At 65.6% G+C, this 18,460-nt stretch carries 14 protein-coding genes, 1 tRNA gene and 1 pseudogene; 4 read left to right on the plus strand and 12 right to left on the minus strand.

Going from position 1 to position 18,460, the window contains the following annotated elements; all coding sequences use genetic code 11:
- Positions 1-26 precede the first annotated feature (26 nt).
- The 5 genes from thrC to ACNYS0_RS14495 all read right to left on the minus strand — a co-directional run bounded on the left by thrC (position 27) and on the right by ACNYS0_RS14495 (position 5,583).
- Positions 27-1,085, minus strand: coding sequence for a threonine synthase (thrC, locus tag ACNYS0_RS14475; protein ID WP_422482639.1), 1,059 nt, complete (start codon positions 1,083-1,085; stop codon positions 27-29).
- A 14-nt stretch (positions 1,086-1,099) separates the two neighbouring features.
- A complete protein-coding gene (locus ACNYS0_RS14480; protein ID WP_422473827.1) occupies positions 1,100-2,392 on the minus strand; it encodes a homoserine dehydrogenase in 1,293 nt (430 codons plus the stop codon).
- A gap of 105 nt (positions 2,393-2,497) precedes the next feature.
- Positions 2,498-3,889, minus strand: a complete 1,392-nt coding sequence (lysA, locus tag ACNYS0_RS14485) for a diaminopimelate decarboxylase (RefSeq protein ID WP_422473829.1) — start codon at positions 3,887-3,889, stop codon at positions 2,498-2,500.
- Between the two features lie 32 nt (positions 3,890-3,921).
- Entirely contained in the window at positions 3,922-4,977 is a 1,056-nt protein-coding gene (nrtL, locus tag ACNYS0_RS14490; RefSeq protein ID WP_422473831.1) for an ArgS-related anticodon-binding protein NrtL, read from the minus strand.
- Positions 4,978-5,067: 90 nt separating this feature from the next.
- Positions 5,068-5,583, minus strand: coding sequence for a response regulator (locus tag ACNYS0_RS14495; RefSeq protein ID WP_422473832.1), 516 nt, complete (start codon positions 5,581-5,583; stop codon positions 5,068-5,070).
- A 114-nt stretch (positions 5,584-5,697) separates the two neighbouring features.
- Between ACNYS0_RS14495 and ACNYS0_RS14500 the strand changes: the two genes are divergently transcribed.
- Positions 5,698-5,769, plus strand: a tRNA-Arg gene (locus tag ACNYS0_RS14500).
- A gap of 152 nt (positions 5,770-5,921) precedes the next feature.
- Here the strand turns inward: ACNYS0_RS14500 and ACNYS0_RS14505 are convergent.
- From ACNYS0_RS14505 to ACNYS0_RS14515, 3 genes and pseudogenes are all read right to left on the minus strand, one after another.
- Positions 5,922-6,545: pseudogene (locus tag ACNYS0_RS14505) on the minus strand (tyrosine-type recombinase/integrase); the annotation flags it as partial.
- A 309-nt stretch (positions 6,546-6,854) separates the two neighbouring features.
- The gene (locus ACNYS0_RS14510) at positions 6,855-7,568 is read right to left on the minus strand and encodes a hypothetical protein (protein ID WP_422473834.1); all 714 of its coding nucleotides are present in this window, start codon (positions 7,566-7,568) and stop codon (positions 6,855-6,857) included.
- Positions 7,565-7,945, minus strand: a complete 381-nt coding sequence (locus ACNYS0_RS14515) for a hypothetical protein (protein ID WP_422473836.1) — start codon at positions 7,943-7,945, stop codon at positions 7,565-7,567. The genes ACNYS0_RS14510 and ACNYS0_RS14515 overlap by 4 nt, the downstream gene beginning before the upstream one ends.
- A 177-nt stretch (positions 7,946-8,122) precedes the next feature.
- On the opposite strand from ACNYS0_RS14515, the gene ACNYS0_RS14520 reads away from it, so the two are divergent.
- The 3 genes from ACNYS0_RS14520 to ACNYS0_RS14530 all read left to right on the plus strand — a co-directional run bounded on the left by ACNYS0_RS14520 (position 8,123) and on the right by ACNYS0_RS14530 (position 13,317).
- A complete protein-coding gene (locus ACNYS0_RS14520) occupies positions 8,123-9,334 on the plus strand; it encodes a restriction endonuclease (protein WP_422473838.1) in 1,212 nt (403 codons plus the stop codon).
- A 1,389-nt stretch (positions 9,335-10,723) separates the two neighbouring features.
- Positions 10,724-11,308 carry a hypothetical protein gene (locus ACNYS0_RS14525; RefSeq protein WP_422473840.1) on the plus strand — a complete coding sequence of 195 codons (585 nt, stop codon included), beginning with the start codon at positions 10,724-10,726 and terminating at the stop codon, positions 11,306-11,308.
- A 1,091-nt stretch (positions 11,309-12,399) separates the two neighbouring features.
- Entirely contained in the window at positions 12,400-13,317 is a 918-nt protein-coding gene (locus ACNYS0_RS14530) for an HNH endonuclease (RefSeq protein WP_422473842.1), read from the plus strand.
- An 84-nt stretch (positions 13,318-13,401) separates the two neighbouring features.
- On the opposite strand, the gene ACNYS0_RS14535 is transcribed toward ACNYS0_RS14530, so the two are convergent.
- The 4 genes from ACNYS0_RS14535 to ACNYS0_RS14550 all read right to left on the minus strand — a co-directional run bounded on the left by ACNYS0_RS14535 (position 13,402) and on the right by ACNYS0_RS14550 (position 18,460).
- Positions 13,402-14,208, minus strand: a complete 807-nt coding sequence (locus tag ACNYS0_RS14535) for a hypothetical protein (protein ID WP_422473844.1) — start codon at positions 14,206-14,208, stop codon at positions 13,402-13,404.
- Positions 14,209-14,886: 678 nt separating this feature from the next.
- A complete protein-coding gene (locus tag ACNYS0_RS14540) occupies positions 14,887-15,708 on the minus strand; it encodes a hypothetical protein (RefSeq protein ID WP_422473845.1) in 822 nt (273 codons plus the stop codon).
- Positions 15,709-16,145: 437 nt separating this feature from the next.
- Positions 16,146-17,951, minus strand: a complete 1,806-nt coding sequence (locus ACNYS0_RS14545; RefSeq protein ID WP_422473847.1) for an HNH endonuclease — start codon at positions 17,949-17,951, stop codon at positions 16,146-16,148.
- A gap of 47 nt (positions 17,952-17,998) precedes the next feature.
- Positions 17,999-18,460, minus strand: a complete 462-nt coding sequence (locus ACNYS0_RS14550; RefSeq protein ID WP_422473849.1) for a MaoC family dehydratase — start codon at positions 18,458-18,460, stop codon at positions 17,999-18,001.

Genomic DNA, 18,460 nt, shown 5'->3' on the forward strand with positions numbered 1-18,460 from the left:
GCAAGTCGCCCGAAGTGCGGCGTGGCTCAGGCGAGACCGAGCCGCTCGGCGGCCGCGGCGGAGTCCACCGGCACGGTGACCGGCTGCGGAGCACCGGCGACGGCCCAGTCCGGGTCCTTCAGGCCGTTGCCCGTGACGGTGCAGACGATCTTCTGGCCCTTGTCGACCTTGCCCTGCTCGGCGGCCTTCAGCAGACCGGCGACGGACGCGGCGGACGCCGGCTCGACGAAGACACCCTCCTGCGACGCCAACAGCTTGTAGGCGCGCAGGATCTCACGGTCCGTCACCTCGTCGATGAAGCCGCCCGAGTCGTCGCGCGCGGCGAGCGCGTGCTGCCACGAGGCGGGGTTGCCGATGCGAATCGCGGTCGCGATCGTCGACGGGTCCTTGACGACCTCGCCGCGCACGATCGGCGCGGAGCCGGAGGCCTGGAAGCCCCACATCCGGGGCGTACGCGAGGAGACGCCGTCGGCGGCGTACTCCTGGTAGCCCTTCCAGTAGGCCGTGATGTTGCCGGCGTTGCCGACCGGCAGGACGTGGATGTCGGGCGCGTCGCCGAGCGCGTCCACGATCTCGAACGAGCCCGTCTTCTGGCCCTCGATGCGGTACGGGTTCACCGAGTTGACCAGCGCCACCGGGTAGTTCTCGGAGAGGGCGCGGGCGAGGTTGAGGCAGTCGTCGAAGTTGCCGTCGACCTGGAGGATCTTCGAGCCGTAGACGAGCGCCTGGCCCATCTTGCCGAGGGCGATCTTGCCCTGCGGGACGAGCACGGCGCAGACCATGCCGGCCCGCACGGCGTACGCCGCGGCGGAGGCCGAGGTGTTGCCGGTGGAGGCGCAGATGACGGCCTGCGCGCCCTCCTCCTTGGCCTTGGTGATGGCCATGGTCATCCCGCGGTCCTTGAAGGAACCCGTCGGGTTGGCACCCTCGACCTTCAGGTGCACCTCACAGCCGGTGCGCTCGGAGAGCAGCTGCGCGGGGACGAGCGGCGTGCCGCCCTCGCGCAGTGTCACGACCGGCGTGGTGTCGGTCACCGGGAGCCGGTCCCGGTACTCCTCGATGATGCCGCGCCACTGATGGGTCATTCCGGTCATCCCTGCTACTCCCCTTCAACACGCATGATGCTGGCGACACCGCGCACGGTGTCGAGCTGACGCAGCGCGTCCACGACCCCGGTGAGGGCCGCGTCCGCCGCGCGATGGGTGACGACGACGAGGGAGGCCTCGCCGTCCTTCCCCGACTGGCGCACGGTGTCGATGGAGACACCGTGCTCGGCGAAGACCGTCGCCACCTGCGCGAGAACGCCGGGCTTGTCGGCCACGTCGAGGCTGATGTGGTACCGCGTCACGACATCGCCCATCGGCGAGACGGGCAGCTGTGTGTACGCGGACTGGCCGGGTCCCGTCGCGCCATTGAGGCGGTTGCGGCATACGGCGACGAGGTCGCCGAGTACGGCGGACGCGGTCGGCGAGCCGCCGGCCCCGGGCCCGTAGAACATCAACTGCCCCGCGGCCTCGGCCTCGACGAACACGGCGTTGTACGCGCCGCGCACGGAGGCCAGCGGGTGCGAGAGCGGAATCATCGCCGGGTGCACGCGGGCGGTGACGGACCGCCCGTCGGCGGCCCGCTCGCAGATGGCGAGCAGCTTGATGGTGCAGCCCATCTGCTTCGCGGAAGCGAAGTCGGCTGCGGTCACCTCGGTCATGCCCTCGCGGTACACGTCGTCGAGGCGGACCCGGGTGTGGAAGGCGATCCCGGCGAGGATGGCGGCCTTGGCGGCGGCGTCGAAGCCCTCGACATCGGCGGTCGGGTCGGCCTCGGCGTACCCGAGGGCGGTGGCCTCGTCGAGCGCTTCCTGGTAGCCGGCGCCGGTCGTGTCCATGGCGTCGAGGATGAAGTTCGTCGTGCCGTTCACGATGCCGAGGACGCGGTTGACCTTGTCGCCCGCGAGCGACTCCCGCAGCGGCCTGACCAGCGGAATCGCTCCGGCGACCGCGGCTTCGTAGTAGAGGTCCTCGCCGTGCTCCACGGCCGCGGCGTGCAGGGCCTCGCCGTCCTGGGCGACGAGCGCCTTGTTGGCGGAGACGACGGAGGCGCCGTGCTCGAAGGCGGTGGTGATGAGGGTCCGAGCGGGCTCGATACCGCCGATGACCTCGACCACCACGTCGATGTCACCGCGTTTCACGAGCGCGGTGGCATCGGTGGTGACCAGGGCAGGATCGATTCCCTCGCGCACCCGGGAGGGCCGCCGCACGGCCACACCCGCGAGTTCGACGGGGGCGCCGATCCGGGCGGCGAGGTCGTCGGCGTGCGTCGTCATGATGCGCGCCACCTCTGAGCCGACAACCCCACAGCCCAGCAGCGCCACCTTCAGCGGACGCGTACGCATCATGCGACCTCGTTTCCTCTACTACTACGTAATTCTGCGGTGGGACCAGTCTCACCCACCGAACCGGGGTTTCAGCCCAGGGTCCGGATCGTGAGACGTAGATTTCATTTATCCGACGTCGAGACGCAGGAGATCTTCCTCCGTCTCGCGCCGGACGATCACCCGGGCCTCACCGTCACGGACGGCGACGACGGGCGGGCGAAGCGCGTGGTTGTAGTTGCTGGCCATGGAACGGCAGTACGCGCCGGTGGCCGGTACGGCGATCAAATCACCGGCCGCGACGTCCGACGGCAGGAACGCGTCCTTCACGACGATGTCGCCACTCTCACAGTGCTTGCCGACGACGCGGACGAGCATCGGCTCGGCGTCGGAACTACGGGAGACGAGGGCGACGGTGTACTCGGCGTCGTACAGCGCGGTGCGAATGTTGTCGGACATGCCGCCGTCGACGGAGACGTAGGTACGCAGTCCTTCGAGCGGCTTGACGGTGCCGACGGTGTAGAGCGTGAAGGCGGTCGGCCCGACGATGGCCCGCCCCGGCTCGACGGAGATCCGCGGCGTGCGCAGATCGGCAGCCTCGCACTCACGGCTCACGATCTCGTTCAGCGCCTTGGCGATCTCGTGCGGCTCGCGCGGGTCGTCGTCGCTGGTGTACGCGATGCCGAGGCCGCCGCCGAGGTCGATCTCCGGGAGCTCGACGCCGTGCTCGTCGCGGATCTCGGCGAGCAGCCCGACGACGCGGCGCGCGGCGACCTCAAAGCCCGCCATGTCGAAGATCTGCGACCCGATGTGCGAGTGAATGCCGATGAGCTCGATGCCGTCGAGCTTCAGCGCGCGCCGCACCGCCTCCGCCGCCTGCCCGTCGGCGAGCGCGATACCGAACTTCTGGTCCTCATGGGCGGTGGCGATGAACTCGTGGGTGTGCGCCTCGACGCCCACGGTCACGCGGATCTGCACGCGCTGCCGCTTGCCGAGGCCGTCGGCGATGTGGGCGACGCGCGCGATCTCCTGGAAGGAGTCGAGCACGATGCGGCCGACGCCCACCTGGACCGCGCGGCTGATCTCTTCCTCGGTCTTGTTGTTGCCGTGGAAGGCGATCCGCTCGGCGGGCATGCCGGCGGACAGGGCGGTGGCGAGCTCACCCCCGGAGCACACGTCCAGGTTCAGCCCCTCCTCGTCCAGCCACCGCACGACGGCGCGCGACAGGAAGGCCTTGCCGGCGTAGAAGACATCGGCGTCGGGCCCGAAGGCATCGCGCCAGGCGGCGCAGCGGGCGCGGAAGTCGGCCTCGTCGAGGAAGTACGCCGGGGTGCCGAACTCCTCGGCGAGCCGGGCGACTTCGATGCCGCCGACGGTCACGGAACCGTCCTCGGCACGGGCGACGGTCTGCGCCCACACCTTCGGGTCCAGGGCGTTGAGGTCGGCGGGCGGGGCACTCCAGTGCCCCTCGGGGAGCACGTCGGCGTGACGGGGACCGGCGGGGTGTGCGGAACGGCTCATGGCTGCGGTGGCTCTCTTCGTCTACTTCTGTGTCACAGATGTTCGGGGGCGTCGATGCCGAGCAGGGTCAGGCCGCCTGCGAGCACCGTCCCGACGGCTTCGGCGAGTGCGAGCCGGGAGCGGTGGGCGGCCGAGGGTTTCTCCTCGCCTTGGGGGAGTACGGCCGGGTGGAGCGAGGCCATGAAGGTGTCGGCGACGCCGACGAGGTGCCGGGCGAGCCGGTCGGGGGCGTGCTGCTCGGCCGCGGCGCGGAGGATGCGGGGGTGGTCGCCGAGGGCGGCGACGAGGTCCTCCTGCCCGGGTACGCCGCCGGGGGCACCGTCGAATCCCAGCTCCGCGGCGTTGCGACTCAGGGCGCGGGTGCGGGCGTGGGCGTACCGGACGCGGAAGAGCGGGTTGGACTCGCGCTGGGCGAGGTGCTCGGCGCCGCCGCGGGGGTGGTCGTGGGCCGCGGGGTGGAGCAGGGCCCAGCGGGCGGCGTCGCGGCCGAGCGGGGTGGGGTCGGCGGGGGCGGGCACGGGGCGGATGCCGACATCCCCGGGCTCGGCGGCGGCCACCTCGTCCACGCGCACGCCGAGGACGTCGACCCACTCGGGACGGGGACGGTCGGCGCAACCGGTCCGTACGAGGACGCCCTGGGAACGCAGCAGACAGGCGACGGAGTCCATGACGACGAGGGCGCGCACTTCATGGGGGGCATGCAGCCGCACAGCCTGCCCGGGGACCTCTTCGACGCATCCGTACCGCTCCCCGGCGCGCAGGATCTCCGCGACGAGTGCGCCGGACGCGGATCCGGGCTCGGCCATCCTGAAATTGAGGAACCCGGGCCCGGTGACGACGACACCGTCTATACCGGGGATCTCCCCCAGCCGACGGGACAGGATCTCGGCGACCTCGCGCGGGGGCCGGCCTGCGGGGCGGGCGAGCTGCAACGCGACGTTGGTGGCGTAGTCCCCCTGCCCACCGGGCCGCGGCCGCTCGACGACGACCCGCTGCTCGGCCGCGCACACGGCCGCGTCGAGCTCACCGTCGTCGACCGCGCGACGGACGGCGCGCAGGACGGTGCGGGAGAGCTCGGCGGGGGTCACGGGACAAGCGTATGGGAGGAGGGGGGTGGGTAGGCGACTCGGTTTCCCGGATGGTCCGGGATGCGGACGAGGCCGCTCACCCGGCGGCGCTCAGGCGTCGGCGGTACGGGGGGCCTGCTCGGCCTCGTCGGCGGCCCGCGCGACGCTCGCCCGCGAGGCGCCCGCGGGACCTGCGCCCGCCCGCCCCTGCTCGCTCAACTGCCTGACCACGCGCACCAGTTCACTGGGCTCGAAGGGCTTGGCGAGGAACGCGTCGACGCCGACGTCGAGCCCGCTCTCGACCTCGTACTGGGTGCAGGCGCTGACGACGACGATGGGCAGCGAACGCGTCCGCGCGTCCGCCCGCAGCCGGGCGGCGGTCCGCAGCCCGTCGAGCCGGGGCATGACGACGTCGAGCGTGACGACATCGGGCCGCACCTGGTCGATCACGTCCAAGCACTCGGCACCATCGGCCGCGGTCACGACCTCGAAGCCCTCCAGCTCGAGATTGACCCTGATCAGCTGCCGAATGACCTTGTTGTCATCCACGACAAGGACTCGGCCGGACGCGCCTGGCACAACTCGAGAGTAGGTCGACACCGGCCACCGCGTCCGGGTTTTCCCCACTTCCGCCCCCTACAGGCGACCCGAACCCCGCCCTCCCCCACGCAATAACCCGTTCCTGAACACCTCAAAGGAGCTGGTAGTGTTCTACCCGTCGCCACGCACAGCGCGGCGCACGCCCCCGTAGCTCAGGGGATAGAGCAACGGCCTCCGGAGCCGTGTGCGCAGGTTCGAATCCTGCCGGGGGCACTCTGCAGCTTTAGCCGCGATCAAGTCGCTGACCTGCACGAGTGCCAAGATCAAAGAGCGGGAACCAGTCTCACTGGGTCCCGCTCTTTGTCGTTGTTCAGCACTGTCCACGCGTGAGTGGCGCGTGAGTTTTACGCGGGCCTCGCCGCTGTCTAGGTCCAGCCCATGGCCTTGGCGATCTTCTCGTTGTTCACCTCCTCGTGGCCGTCGATGCAGCCCTCGTAGCGGCGGTGGATGACCTCCGGGGAGTTGCCCGCCCGTCGCGCGACCTCTGCCACCGGCACCCCGGCGTTCAGCCAGTTCGTGATGCAGGTGTGCCGCAGGTCGTACGGTCGCTGCGCGAGCGGGGACTTGACCCTGTCGGGCGGCAGGGCCAGCGGGCGGGCCTCTTGCCACACGCGCCAGTAGCTCGAGGTGCCGAGCACTCCCCCGCGCTCGTTCTGGAACAGCCGGCCGTCCTTCGCCGTGCCGAACTCCGCGACGTGGTCGCGGAGCATCGCCACCAGGATGGGCGGGATCGGCACCGGCCGGTCGGTCTTGACCTCCCGGGCCTTCAGGCCGCGCCGGTCGTGCCGCGTACCCGAGTCGGTCCACTTCTTCCCGGAGACAGGGCGCGTCTCGCGAAGGGTGAGCGTGCCCCAGCCCTTCTCGGGGAGGTGGCAGTCGTCCAGCTTCAGCCCTACGCCCTCGGACGGCCGCATCGCCGCGTACATCAGGCAGGCGAAGTAGGTCACGAGGCGCCGTCCGCGGTTGCGGTGGATCGACCCCACCCAAGTCGCCAGTAGACCGGCATAGTCGACTGCCAGGCACTGCTTCGCTTGCGCTACACCTCGGCCTTCGCCAGACATTGCACAACGGGCTCGATGGCCGTAACGACGCCGACGGCCCGTACTGCTGGGCCTGGTTCGGGCACCTTAGGTAGGAACTTCGCGACAGCACCATCACGAGCCCTCTACTTAAGGGGAAGTCAACCGTTCCCAATGATGCTAATGATGCGATGCACGTTGACGACGCAGGTTTTCGTTGTGCAGATACGCCCGAGCAGGCGGCTCCGAAATAGCCGCAATAACAGTGACCACCGACTTCTAAGCCCGGAGGGCATTCAGGACAATTTGCGCATCCTTCAGGAAATCCCTTGCCTCTTTACTGCTCAAATTCAATTCAAGCCCGTGGGCCAGCGAGTTCCTGACGATACGGAGGCGCTGGATCTTGTCGGTGATTTCGGGACTGATCACTTGATCATTCGACAGGGCCCTAACCATCTCCACAATGGGTGCTGTTGCTCGGGATTCTCCGTGGCGATTACTGTAGTAGGACCGGATGGCGCTTTCGACTTCTAGCCATGCGCGGAAGATTAGGAGCTGTTCGCTTCCTTCCGCCTGGATTGAAGCCTTCCTCTGGAAAGGGAATCCGGCACCGAAGAATCGATACAAAAGCGAGTAGGTAAGCGCCGGCACCCCAATCCCCATCAGCAGCCCGCCTGCGAACTGCAGTGTACTGTTGGGGTTATCTTTAGTTAGCGTGTACAGGAAAACAAAGAAGCCGGTAACTCCGTAGAATCCTGTCGCTAGAAACAGTGAGCGAATTCTTGACGGCAGACCATTTTGGCGGCGCCTTGTCTCGCTTAGGGCTTCTGCCACGTCAAGTACGCCGACGAGTGTTGAATCCCTAGTTCCCTTGTGGGCGTTCGCCGCGGCTCGAAAGGTGATCTCGGCGGAAATCTCCTTGAGTGCGTCGTGCAGGGCTGCTTCCGCAGCGGGCGTCAGTTGAACATCATTATTCTCGTCGAATGCGTTCACTTGAGGTACCCCAGCAATCCGGTCACAACCATAGTTGCTCCGCAGACAAAGAAGCCGATGACGCCCCAGGTTTCCTGCGTTTGATTCCCGAACCAGCCGGTTGCGATCCCGCTCGCTGAGGCAATTACCCACAGGATCTGAGTGGCCATGTCCTTCTTGGGTGGGGTGAGGTTCCGGGTCTTGATTATCTCGGCATCCCGAACATCTCGGACGGTCACTTGGGCAGGACCAGTGTTGGCACGGTTGAGGGACTCCAGGCGCTGGGCCTCGCGGAGGAGCTCCTGCCCGTACTTAGTGACAGAGGCTTCAAGTGCATCTTTGGTGGGGCCCAGCAGCCCATCTGACCCCGGGACGACCACACGCAGCTCATCGGGCACGGACGGATCTTACGTGGGCGACAAGGGCAGCGTGGCCGTACGTCGGGACTAGTTGAACAAGAGTTGATGCCATCAGACCTGTGCCCTGAACGTTGTGGCTCCGGGCCACGTGTGGGTCGGACCGTCTCTCCAGCACTCGGCACCGGCACCGGCAGCCCTGTCAGCGCCGCGTGTTACTTGTACCTGCATGACTCTGCCTGCCGCTCCCGAACCGCACATCGCCTGGCAACCGCTGATCTGACGGCGGACACCCTCTACGCCGGCGGTTCGAGCGGGAGCACCGGCGACGACCCCATTACCCACCTGATCAAGGGCGTGGGCAACCAGGGCGGCTTCCGCTACAAGGGCTCCATCCCCAAGAAGAACGTGCGCCTGGCCGTGCTGTACACCACCGGCACTGACCTGGACTGGCCTGACCATCTGGACATGGAGACGGGCACGTTCACGTACTACGGCGACAACAAGAAGCCTGGCCAGGACCTGCACGGAACCTCGCGCAGGGGCAACGTCTTGCTTCGCAACGCATTCGAAGCCTCCCACGGCACGGAGGAGGACCGGCTCGTTAACGTGCCGCCCTTCCTCCTCTTCGAGAAGGCTGGCGGCGCGGGCCGCACTGTGCGGTTCCGCGGACTGCTCGTTCCCGGCGGGCCTTCTCTGTCCCCCGATGACGAACTGGCCGCGATCTGGCGCACCACCTCCGGCGAGCGGTTCCAGAATTACCGCGCCCGCTTCACCGTCCTCGATCACGGCCGGATCAGCCGCAGTTGGATCCAGCACCTCCTCGACGGCGGAAGTCCCCTCGACGGCGACTGCCCGCCGACCTGGCGGCAGTGGGTCAAGGGCCGCGCCTACACACCGCTACTCGCCCCCGCCACGACAGTCATCCGCTCGAAGGCCGACCAGCTGCCGGAAGACCGATACGGCCAGGCCGTTCTGGAGGCAGTTCGTAATCACTTCCGCGGGCGGGAGAGCGACTTCGAAAGCTGCGCCGTCGCCATCTGGCGCCTCATCGCTCCACGGACCGGAGCCTGTGACGTCACCCGTCCAAGTCGAGACGGAGGACGCGACGCCGTCGGCCAGTACATCCTCGGCCCCGCCTCGAACACCATCGCTATCGACTTCGCCCTCGAAGCCAAGTGCTACGCGCCCACCAACTCTGTCGGCGTCCGGGAGGCCTCCCGCCTCATCTCCCGCATCCGGCACCGCAACTTCGGCGTCCTCGTCACGACCTCCCACTTCAACAAGCAGGTTCAGGAAGAGGTTCACGAAGACGGCCACCCCATCGCCCTCATCTGCGGCAAGGACATCATCGAAGTCCTGCGGCAGCACGGCCACACCACCGTAGAAGCCGTACAGCACTGGCTGGAACAGAGCTTCCCCCGTCCCTGACAGCCGGACTGGCAAGCATCGACTGCACTCTGCGCCGCGGCCCGGAGGCGTGTTCGGTCAGTCCAGGTTGCACGCAGTCCGCAGGCTTGCTGCGTCGTACCGCGGGCGAGTCGCACGGGTCAGACGAGAGGCTCGTTGTCAGTGGCGGCCGGTAAGGTACATCCGCTCATCTCGGAGCTGGGTCTTCCGGGCGTGATCGGGGATGTGAATCACAGACAAATTCAGTCAAAGTGGCGCCCGTTCAGTAGTACAGGCTGTCACTCGTGCGGTGTGATGTGTCGCACAGGCGGAATTGGGATTTCGTTCCCCATATCCCCAGTGAGCTGCAACTTGCCGGCGCCTGCCGGGGCAAGTCCGCAGTTCAACATGCGATCCCCTGGTACCCAACTGCCGGCGGACAAGGCAAGATGGGGGCAGCGCCGCGCCGGCATGTGATCAGGGACACACTTCCCTCGCTTTGCTTGCTGTACGCCGCGGTAACCGCATTCGGGACATGGGAAAGGCCCCGCCTGTCGCCCGCGAAGCTACAAGGCAGGGCCCTTCGTCAGCACACCGTATGCAGCGATGCCCCGACCTTTAGGTCGGGGCTCTTCGCGTTAGTAAGGCCAGTGATCTCGCACGATCTTGTAGATCGTGTAGATCGGCCCCAGCCAGCGTGCCGCCCTGTACGAGTGGTCACGCCCGCTGCAGCAGCGGCAGTGCCCCTCAGGCTTGTCAGCCATCGGGATCCACCCCTTTCTGGGCCCATGACCGTCATGGACTCCCGGGAGGCACATGAAGGACCGCCGACCCAGGGGTGGATAGCGGGTACCTTACCCGGGTCCCGGGGTACACCAGTGCGCACCAACTCCCGCTCGCGGTACCCCCATCGCGGCACCGCGTGCCACCCCAGCGCGAGCTACCCACTGTCGCCACCCGGTACAGATATGTAGCAACGCCACCACCAGCGGCGATCTTTGACGGGCCGTCGGGTACGCCGTGCCAGTTCCCAGGCATGGCGAGTCGCAAATCACACGCGCGTGATGCATCGCACTACGTTCAGAGCGGGGCGCGAACCCCGTCAGCAGGCACAACGTAAGCGGCATGACACTTCGTCACCCCCTACGTGATCCACATCACGCGCGCGTTGCCGGTTTTTGCGGCTCCCGCCGGCGTACCCGCTGCCCTCCTCGAACTCGCGAGGAGCCGCGCCTTGCCGTCCCCTCGAACCCTGCGTATCAGCGATCAACGCACGCCAGCGTGACGCCTTGCTCGAGGCGAAGCAGTGGCGCATTAAAACTCGCGCTGGTAGGCCACTTCGACCAAAAGTCGCCCACCCCGAAGATCGCCATCGCTGGCATGCTGACAAAACCGAGCATCGGTCCGGACCTCCAGGGGGACAGTGTGCTCGTGCACCGGTACATCAGTGGCGAACAGCCCGATGACTACGACGAGTTGGAACAGCACCTCGTCGAGGGCCTCAACACTCCGCTCGACTGGCCCATGGACAGCAGCCTCACCGTCAGCCACGTTGCCAAGATTGCCTCTGCCGCAACCTGCGACACCGCATACAGTCGAGCCGCCAACGGCCACCTGATTGACCTGTTCGCGGCGCTCCCATTGCCGGGCACTACAGAGGGAATCGCCTTCTGGAAGAGCATCCGAGACGCCGGAGGCAGCGCGGCGTGGAACATCATTCCGGCCAACATAGGCGGCCCCTTCTTCGACCGCACCCAGAACGGCAACGAGGGCGGAATCGCCTCGCGCGTCCTGACCTTCCTGGAGGAGCTGACGCCGTCCCAGCGCACCGACGTGGCGGAAGTCATCGGGACAGCCCTCGGCGGCACCCCTGTCGGCGTCAGTGGACGGTACGGCGGCGAACTATGGCTGCGGGACGCGGAGATGAGCGCATGGCGCGTCGCTCTAGCGGGTCGGCGGGAATTCGAGACAGCTCAAGACCGTGAACGGTTCTTTGAAGCGTGGCGCCGCGCCTGACTACCTGCGGCTAGCCCTGCCCTCGGGGCCTTGCGGCAGGTTCGATCCTGACGCCACCAGTAGGGAGCATGCAGAAGGACTCAGCATGACCACCTCGAAGCTAATCGAGTGGGGAGTGAGCGGGGAGTGGATCATGAAAACCACACCCCAATCGACCCGGTGAGGCCAACGCACACCAAGCCGCTGACCTGCACGGAAGTCGAATCTCGCTGGTCAGCGATCTTTCCGCACGTTATTCGGGACAAGAGGTCGTGGGTTCAGCCCTCACCACCGCCCCATAGCCGAAGGGTGAAACCGGGGCGGAGAGCACGCAGGCAGGACGGGTCTTCGACAGGTACGTGGCCAAGACCTCGTGCCCGTTCAACCGTTGATTGCGAGGCGTCGAGACGTCACACGCAAGTTGAGGGCCGACGCCGCCAAAGCAGCGCCGGCCCTCATTCGGCTTAAATCACGCGTCGTCGTAGTCCGCTTCTTCGTCCTCGCCTGGGGAGGAACTAGAGATGAAGCCCTCGTCGGGGTCGGGGTTGCGCCCTCACCAGGGTCTCGTAGACCTGGTGCGCGGTGTTGCGGTTGCGCTCCCACTCCTCGTGAGTACCGAAGGGATGCGGCGGCGGAGAGACGGCAGAGCTCTCCAGGGTGGAGGCCGCGTCCTTGGCAATGTCCAAGGCTTGGGTGAGACGTTCAGGAAGCGCCATCTACGAGTTGCATGGGGGACTTGGGCCACCTGTGCGCGTCGCGTGGCCGATCGTGTGTCAGAGGCGACGTATAGCCTCCCTTCAAGGTCACGACCTCTGTAGAGGCCGACAGGAGAGGAACGGGCAACGGTGCCTGTACTAGAGCGCATATGCGCCTGTGGGCGAAGATTCCGGGGAACCAATTTCAAGTGCTCACCCTGCCGTGCTGACTGGCGCACATGTAAGCACTGCGACGTGCAATTCCACGGACACGGGCGCGTATGCGGATCGTGCGGCCAGAGGGAGCGGATCTGCGACGTCTGCGGTACGTCATTCAAGGGATCGAACAGAAAATGCAAGCCCTGCCGGAAGGTGCGGCGGAGCTGCGTAGACTGTGGCCGAGAAACCCTCAATGACATGCTCAGGTGCAGTAGCTGCCAGGCAGTCGAACGGCAATGCACCCAGTGCGACACGGTCTTTGTAGGTAAAGATCTGAGGTGTTGGCAATGTCGCAAGGTTGAACGCGACTGTTGGGGGTGCAGCGAGACCTTCATCGGCGCGACGAACTACTGCGACTTCTGCCGAGCATCGGAACGTGAGTGTCGCGACTGCGGGGTCCCCTTCTTCGGCAAGCGGGGCCGTTGCAACCGCTGCCAGAACGAAGACCGAGAGTGCGCGGGATGCGGACGCGAGTTTCGCAGCGCCGGCAACCGACTCTGCACCACCTGCAGGTCCAAGGACCGAGAGTGTCCAGAGTGCCACAGGGTCTTTTGGAGCACCCGGTCCCGCTGTCCTTGCTGTGAGGCCTCAGACCGAGTGTGCGTTGACTGCCAAAACACGTTCTGGGGCCGCAGTCGTCGTTGCGGGCCGTGCAAGTGGCAAAAAGTCCCTGCGGAAATCCGGACCAACCGATCCCGGGCGTACTACAACGCCCGCCGCGCCCACGTCTTGGGATCAATCGTCGAGGACCCTGTAACCGAGGCAGATTATGCGGAGATTCGCGCCCAAGGACTATGCGTCTACTGCGACCGCCCCACGAAATCCGGCGATGTCGACCATATTCGTCCACTGAGCCGTGGCGGTCTGCACGAGGTCGCGAACCTGGTGCTTGCCTGTTCTCACTGCAATCGGAGCAAGAACAACTGCTTGCTGACTCGTTGGCGGCCGGACCGCGTACAGCATGCCTGTCGCGCGTCGGCGAAGGTCCGGGCCGAGTACGAACGCCAAGTCATTGAGACCGCGGGTGCGGTACCGGGTCCAGCAGAGCAAACGGTGGGGGTTGTAGTCGACAACGGTGCGGCTTCCGCGCGAGCCACGGGCGCGCGCCGCTACTGAGGCATAGCCCGCCTCCTGGCTGCGCCCCAGCGGCGCGCTGTGCACATGCACGAGCGGCTCTAGCACAAACCTGCCCCACCGAACTCAGTCACTTGCCTTGTCTTCCCCCAATGAACCCATGAAGTCGAGGAGAGAATCCCGACCGTCCGCCTCAAACAGTGGATATTGAGGAAAATGTAGGTGGTTGGCCTCAACACCTGGCGACATATAACGCGTTTGGGCGTTCATTCCATGCAGCTCAAGAATAACGGTATTTATTTCCAAATCCATACACTCGGCAAGCGACACGTGATCCGGATCCGGGAAATTGTTCTTGAACACCTTGTTGTATTTTGGCTGAAAGTAGCGAATAAGCCCAGCTTCCGCAATGGCCACTCCTTCACGACCATTAAAATGCCGGTTTTCAACGACTCGCCGATGGGCTCGGACCACATGGTCCGTGTTTTCCTTGGCGCTAACAGTTCCATTATCGGTGGGATGCATAGTCGACATCATCACAACGTCTGTAATCGCACAGAGCGATAGCCAGATCTCCCGATCCGGTCGCTGCTCGGAATAGATTCTCTGCAAAGTGTCATGCTTTCGAAGCCTGTCGAAAGCCTGCCTTTCTCCAGATTTCCCGAAAGCCTGCCCTACATAGAGAACCTCATGCGTGCGCCATGAAGGGTCAACACCCAGATGAGTCAGGAGGACATAGGCACTCCCTGATATGAGCTCCTCCCCACTCCCCTCATCTACTAGCGAAAAGTCCTCGTGCGGGTAATCGGATACCCAGGCTATAGGACCTGAGCCGCCAGTCAGTTCGTACCCCATCGTGAAATTAATCGAGGTGAAGCCTCCCTCGTTCTGCCTTCTGGCAACTCCAGATATCGAACCGTTCTCGATGGTCACGCTTTCCGGCGGAATCGAGATACGGGGAATCTGGCTAACCACGTAGATGTGACATGGCGGATCTCTAGGTATATCTGCCTTCTCTAGGTCTCGCTGCCTTCCGAGAACCATTGGCGACACAACGAGCGTCAGCCCGAGCTCAGTGCCGTACTTTCTCAATGTCCCCCCAGTTTCGGGTCTTTTGGAACCCACTCGCAAACAATCTGGTCGCGATCAACGTTCGTTGGGGCTGTGCAGGCGTAGAGGACCGCCTTGACTGCGGCGATGGCTCGGTCAAACGCCTGGTGCCGTTCGTGCCGGCGATCGAAGCGGGCCTTGGCCCGCGGGGCGAGGAACCCGCCACTTGTCCCACCTATGACTGCTGCTGTAACCGTCACCAATGAGGTCATCTGAGTTCCGTTGCAGACTCGTGGTCGATGACTGCTCGCAGGCAGCGGCTCAGGGTCCGATACTCACCGCTCAGGGTCCCGCCTTGCACGTAGTACGTCCCGGCCTGACCGAACACCTTGCCGTAAGAGGACCGGTAGGTCGTGCTGTTGATCGTGACCACCCACTCATCTCCCTCTTGCACCCACTCAAGTGCAGTTTCGCTCGTGTGTTGCTCTCTCCGTGATGACTGGCGAGATGAAGACTGCTTGAGGACCGGAGAGGTTGTACGAGAAGGCTGAAGCCCGGCCTTTAAGTCACGTCAGGCATGGGCGGGGAACCGCTGATCGCTTGCGGCCCGGCGTGCAATGCCGTCCTGGTCGTCGCGATGAAGTCGCCGATGGCAGTCTCGAGAGTGGACGAAGCGTCCCCGTAGGCGCTTGGCTCCTGCTGGGTCAGCAAGAAGGGCATCCGTCCAAGTAGACCGATGGTGCGCAGCAGGGAACGGAGTTCACTCAAGATCTCGTCTGCTTCGGTCGGCATATCCGGAGAACCGACCAGGTGCCAGTAGTTCCTGCCACGAAAAGTTGCGCCCAGATACGCGACTCTCTCTACTTCTTGCGGATGGCTCGCACGACACTCGTCGAGGAGCGTGCTGGTGAGAACCGAGCCCGCCCAGGTACGGCATACCTGCATGAGATGCTCGGCAGCATCCGCCACAACTTGCGCAGCGTTGGCTACCTCATCTGGGCCCTCTAGTCTCACCACCAGATTCCTGTGCGTCATGTCGGCTGCCAGCGGCTTGGAAGCAGCGATGGCCTCCGGTGCCTGATGCGCATCGGTGGCGACCTGCGACAACACGCTGCCTGCGTGCTCTTTGTAGTTCTGGACTGCTTGCAGCAGTGCGGCGTATGCGTCTCGCCGGATGCCACGTCTCCATTGCTCGCGCTCATTGATGCCCTGTGCGTGTACAGCGTCCAGTGCGGCCCGATAGGTGGCGTCTGCCTGCCTCATGGCAGCTTGCGCTGTCTGGAGCGCGGCCTTCGTCTGCCATCGGCCCACGAGCAGCGTGGCAGGAACACTGAGCAGTGCCACGCTGGCCGCAGCCAGCGCTCCGATTCCTTGGAGATCCATGCCGAGATGATCCCGTCGAGCGGTCGGTGCGCACGGGGTGTTCTGCTCTTCCGAAACCGAACAGCAGCCGGCTTCGCTGGGATGACGTCCCTAACTAAGTCAAGTTGACTGCCGGCTGGAAGGCGGCCAGCTTCTGGCCCAATGGCGCCTTGGCACAGGCGAAGGCTTCTCCTCGCGTGAGCAGCGCGTGAGCGAACCAAGTTCGCCTACTCCTACTGACATTCTCCCAGGTCAGATGAGTATTCCGAGCTCAATGACGCCTGCCCTCCGGAGCCGTGTGCGCAGGTTCGAATCCTGCCGGGGGCACCTTGGACTGGGTGCTCAAAGACCCCGTCATCAGCGGATGCTGACGACGGGGTCTTGTTGTGTTTGCGGGCGAGTGCGGCCGGGGGCCTCCGCCGACGCCCCCGGCGGTACTGCGGAGGCGCCGACTGGTGCTACCTGGGATTCACGGCGTTCAGCTGGCACAGAGTTCGGTGATAGCGCAAGTGAGCCTCGTCGATCCGGTGGGCCTTGTGGCGGCGGAGAACCCCCAGTTCCTTGTCGCCGTGGGCCTGCCTCACCATGCCCTTGTCGTCGACGTAGATCTCCAATCCATCGAAGAGAACGTGATGGTTGGGGCAGAGGCACAGCAGGTTCTGCAGCACGTCCGGGCCATTGTGCGGAGTACCGAGGCCACGTATGTGGGCAGCCTCGCTGTACGGACCGCGCCGGTACCGCAAGCTGATTCCGCACACCTGGCACTCGTGGCGGTGCAGTTCCTTGACGCGACTCACGATCGCGGGATTGCGCATCGGCTTCGAAGATGTGGACTCCCGGCGGCCGACCGGGCCTGTCTCACCCTCCTCGTCGGCGGCCGTCCGATCGTTGTCGTTCCCCTCGGCGTCGGCCAGACCGTCGGCGGTCGCGTAACCGCCCAGGCCGACGCGGTGGAGCAACTGGCGCTGGTCGACATCGTCGGCGAAGTAGGTGCTGCACAGCTTGATGACGGTTTCCAGGCGCGTCAGCGGGTTCTGCAGCAATTCCGCGGTCGCCAACGTGAGACCCGCGACTGGTTGAACCTTGTTGAAGAACGTTGGTTGCGGCATGGGGGTGACGTCTTCCTCTATCCCATGCACCTCCCACAAGTCGCTGCCCTTCAGGTGCCAGAAGGGGTACTCGGGAGTGACCTTGGACCCCGGCAGCCCGAATTCGGCGAGAAGCGGTCCGACCTCGGAGCGGAAACTGGACCACGGCGCCAGTCGCGGCTTGTCGGCCGCTATCCGGGAAATCGCCCAAAGAAGGGCCAGCGGTTGGTGCCGGCTCGGAGCCCCGGTCCCCGGGTGGCGATGAGTATTGAGGGAGCCGATCCGCTCGAGCAGTTGTTCCGGGGTGCGCTGTGACCGTGTCGTACGGAGACGCGTCCCGGGCAGGGCCGGGACCGGCCGTCGAGCGGCCGGGAGGAGCCGGGCGACTCGACGGCGGTCGTCGGCCGACCGCAGGGTCAGGCTTCGCAGAGGCACCGGGACGCCAAGGCCGCGGAGCACAGGCGTAGCAGGTATGGCAGTGGGAAACTCCTCGACATCCCCCAACGCCATCACGTGTTCCCAGGTCGCGTTCTCCTCGTCCGTGCCCCAGACCGCCCGCGCCGCGGACAAACTGTTGAACAGGTGGATGATGCGGGCCCGGGCGATGAAATGCTTCTCGGCATAGAAATACACGTCGTCGCCGACACGTCGATTCCGGAGAGCCTTCGCTTTTTCGTTGTTGACTTGCGTGGTCGGAGTCGAGCCCCATAGCCGAGCGATCCCGTCCGGGTACAAGCGGGTCAGTACGTCGGCCTGCTCGCCGAGTGCATCCTTGATGTCCGCGATCGGAATTCCCCGCCGCACCGAGTGGGCGAAGTTCTGCGGTCCGCGGTCCCGAGCCCCGCCGCGGGGCTGGAGCACCAGTTGCGGAACCAGATGCTCCGCCCCACCCCTGGCGGCGTCATCGTGCTCGACGGTGAAACCGAGCTCGCGCAGATGGCTCGCCACCGTGCGCACACCGTCGCTGAAATTCTGAGCCGGCAGCAGATCGCCCACCGAGTACAGGTGAGCGACGCCCGCGATGACCTCCGGGTCGTAGCGGTTTCCGTCCACCACCAGTTCATCCGCCACGCTCGGGTCGAAGTCGTAGCGTTTGCGGAACGACTCGCGCCCCAGGTCCTTACACTCACCGACGGCAGCCAGCACCCCTGCGCGGGTCACATCCCCAAGTCCCATGCCCAAAAGGCTAGTAGAGGGGTATGACACCGGCCGGTGTGCACGCCTCAGGCGTAGAAGCGCGACACCGACTGGAGGACGGCGGCCGGCTTTGGGGAGCCTTCTGCTTCTATCGTGGCGTCGATCGTGATCTGGGCGCCGTTGCCCGCGACCTCTTCCACCGAGGCCACCTTCGCCGTCAGGCGGATGCGGGAGCCCGCCTTGACCGGGGAGGGGAAGCGGACCTTGTTCAGGCCGTAGTTGACCTTGGTGGTGACGCCCTGGACGTCCAGGAGGTCGGTGAAGAGGGGGATGAAGAGGGAGAGGGTCAGGTAGCCGTGGGCGATCGGGGCGCCGAAGGGGCCGGCGGCGGCGCGGGTGGGGTCCACGTGGATCCACTGGTGGTCGCCCGTGGCGTCCGCGAACGTGTCGATGCGGTCCTGGGTGATCTCCAGCCAGTCGCTGGTGCCCAGGTCCGTGCCGGCCGGCAGTTTCGTGAGTTCGGTCAGGCCGTTCACCGTGAGGGGCAT

The sequence above is a fragment of the Streptomyces anthophorae genome (genome assembly GCF_049310305.1).
Lineage (GTDB): Bacteria > Actinomycetota > Actinomycetes > Streptomycetales > Streptomycetaceae > Streptomyces.

Excerpts from the sequence above, each read along its gene's own strand:
- thrC (WP_422482639.1), bottom strand. The coding sequence starts at position 1,085 with ATGACCCATCAGTGGCGCGGCATCATCGAGGAGTACCGGGACCGGCTC.
- ACNYS0_RS14480 (WP_422473827.1), bottom strand. The coding sequence starts at position 2,392 with ATGATGCGTACGCGTCCGCTGAAGGTGGCGCTGCTGGGCTGTGGGGTT.
- lysA (WP_422473829.1), bottom strand. The coding sequence starts at position 3,889 with ATGAGCCGTTCCGCACACCCCGCCGGTCCCCGTCACGCCGACGTGCTC.
- ACNYS0_RS14530 (WP_422473842.1), top strand. The coding sequence starts at position 12,400 with ATGCTCAGGTGCAGTAGCTGCCAGGCAGTCGAACGGCAATGCACCCAG.
- ACNYS0_RS14540 (WP_422473845.1), bottom strand. The coding sequence starts at position 15,708 with ATGGATCTCCAAGGAATCGGAGCGCTGGCTGCGGCCAGCGTGGCACTG.
- ACNYS0_RS14545 (WP_422473847.1), bottom strand. The coding sequence starts at position 17,951 with ATGGGACTTGGGGATGTGACCCGCGCAGGGGTGCTGGCTGCCGTCGGT.
- ACNYS0_RS14550 (WP_422473849.1), bottom strand. The coding sequence starts at position 18,460 with ATGCCCCTCACGGTGAACGGCCTGACCGAACTCACGAAACTGCCGGCC.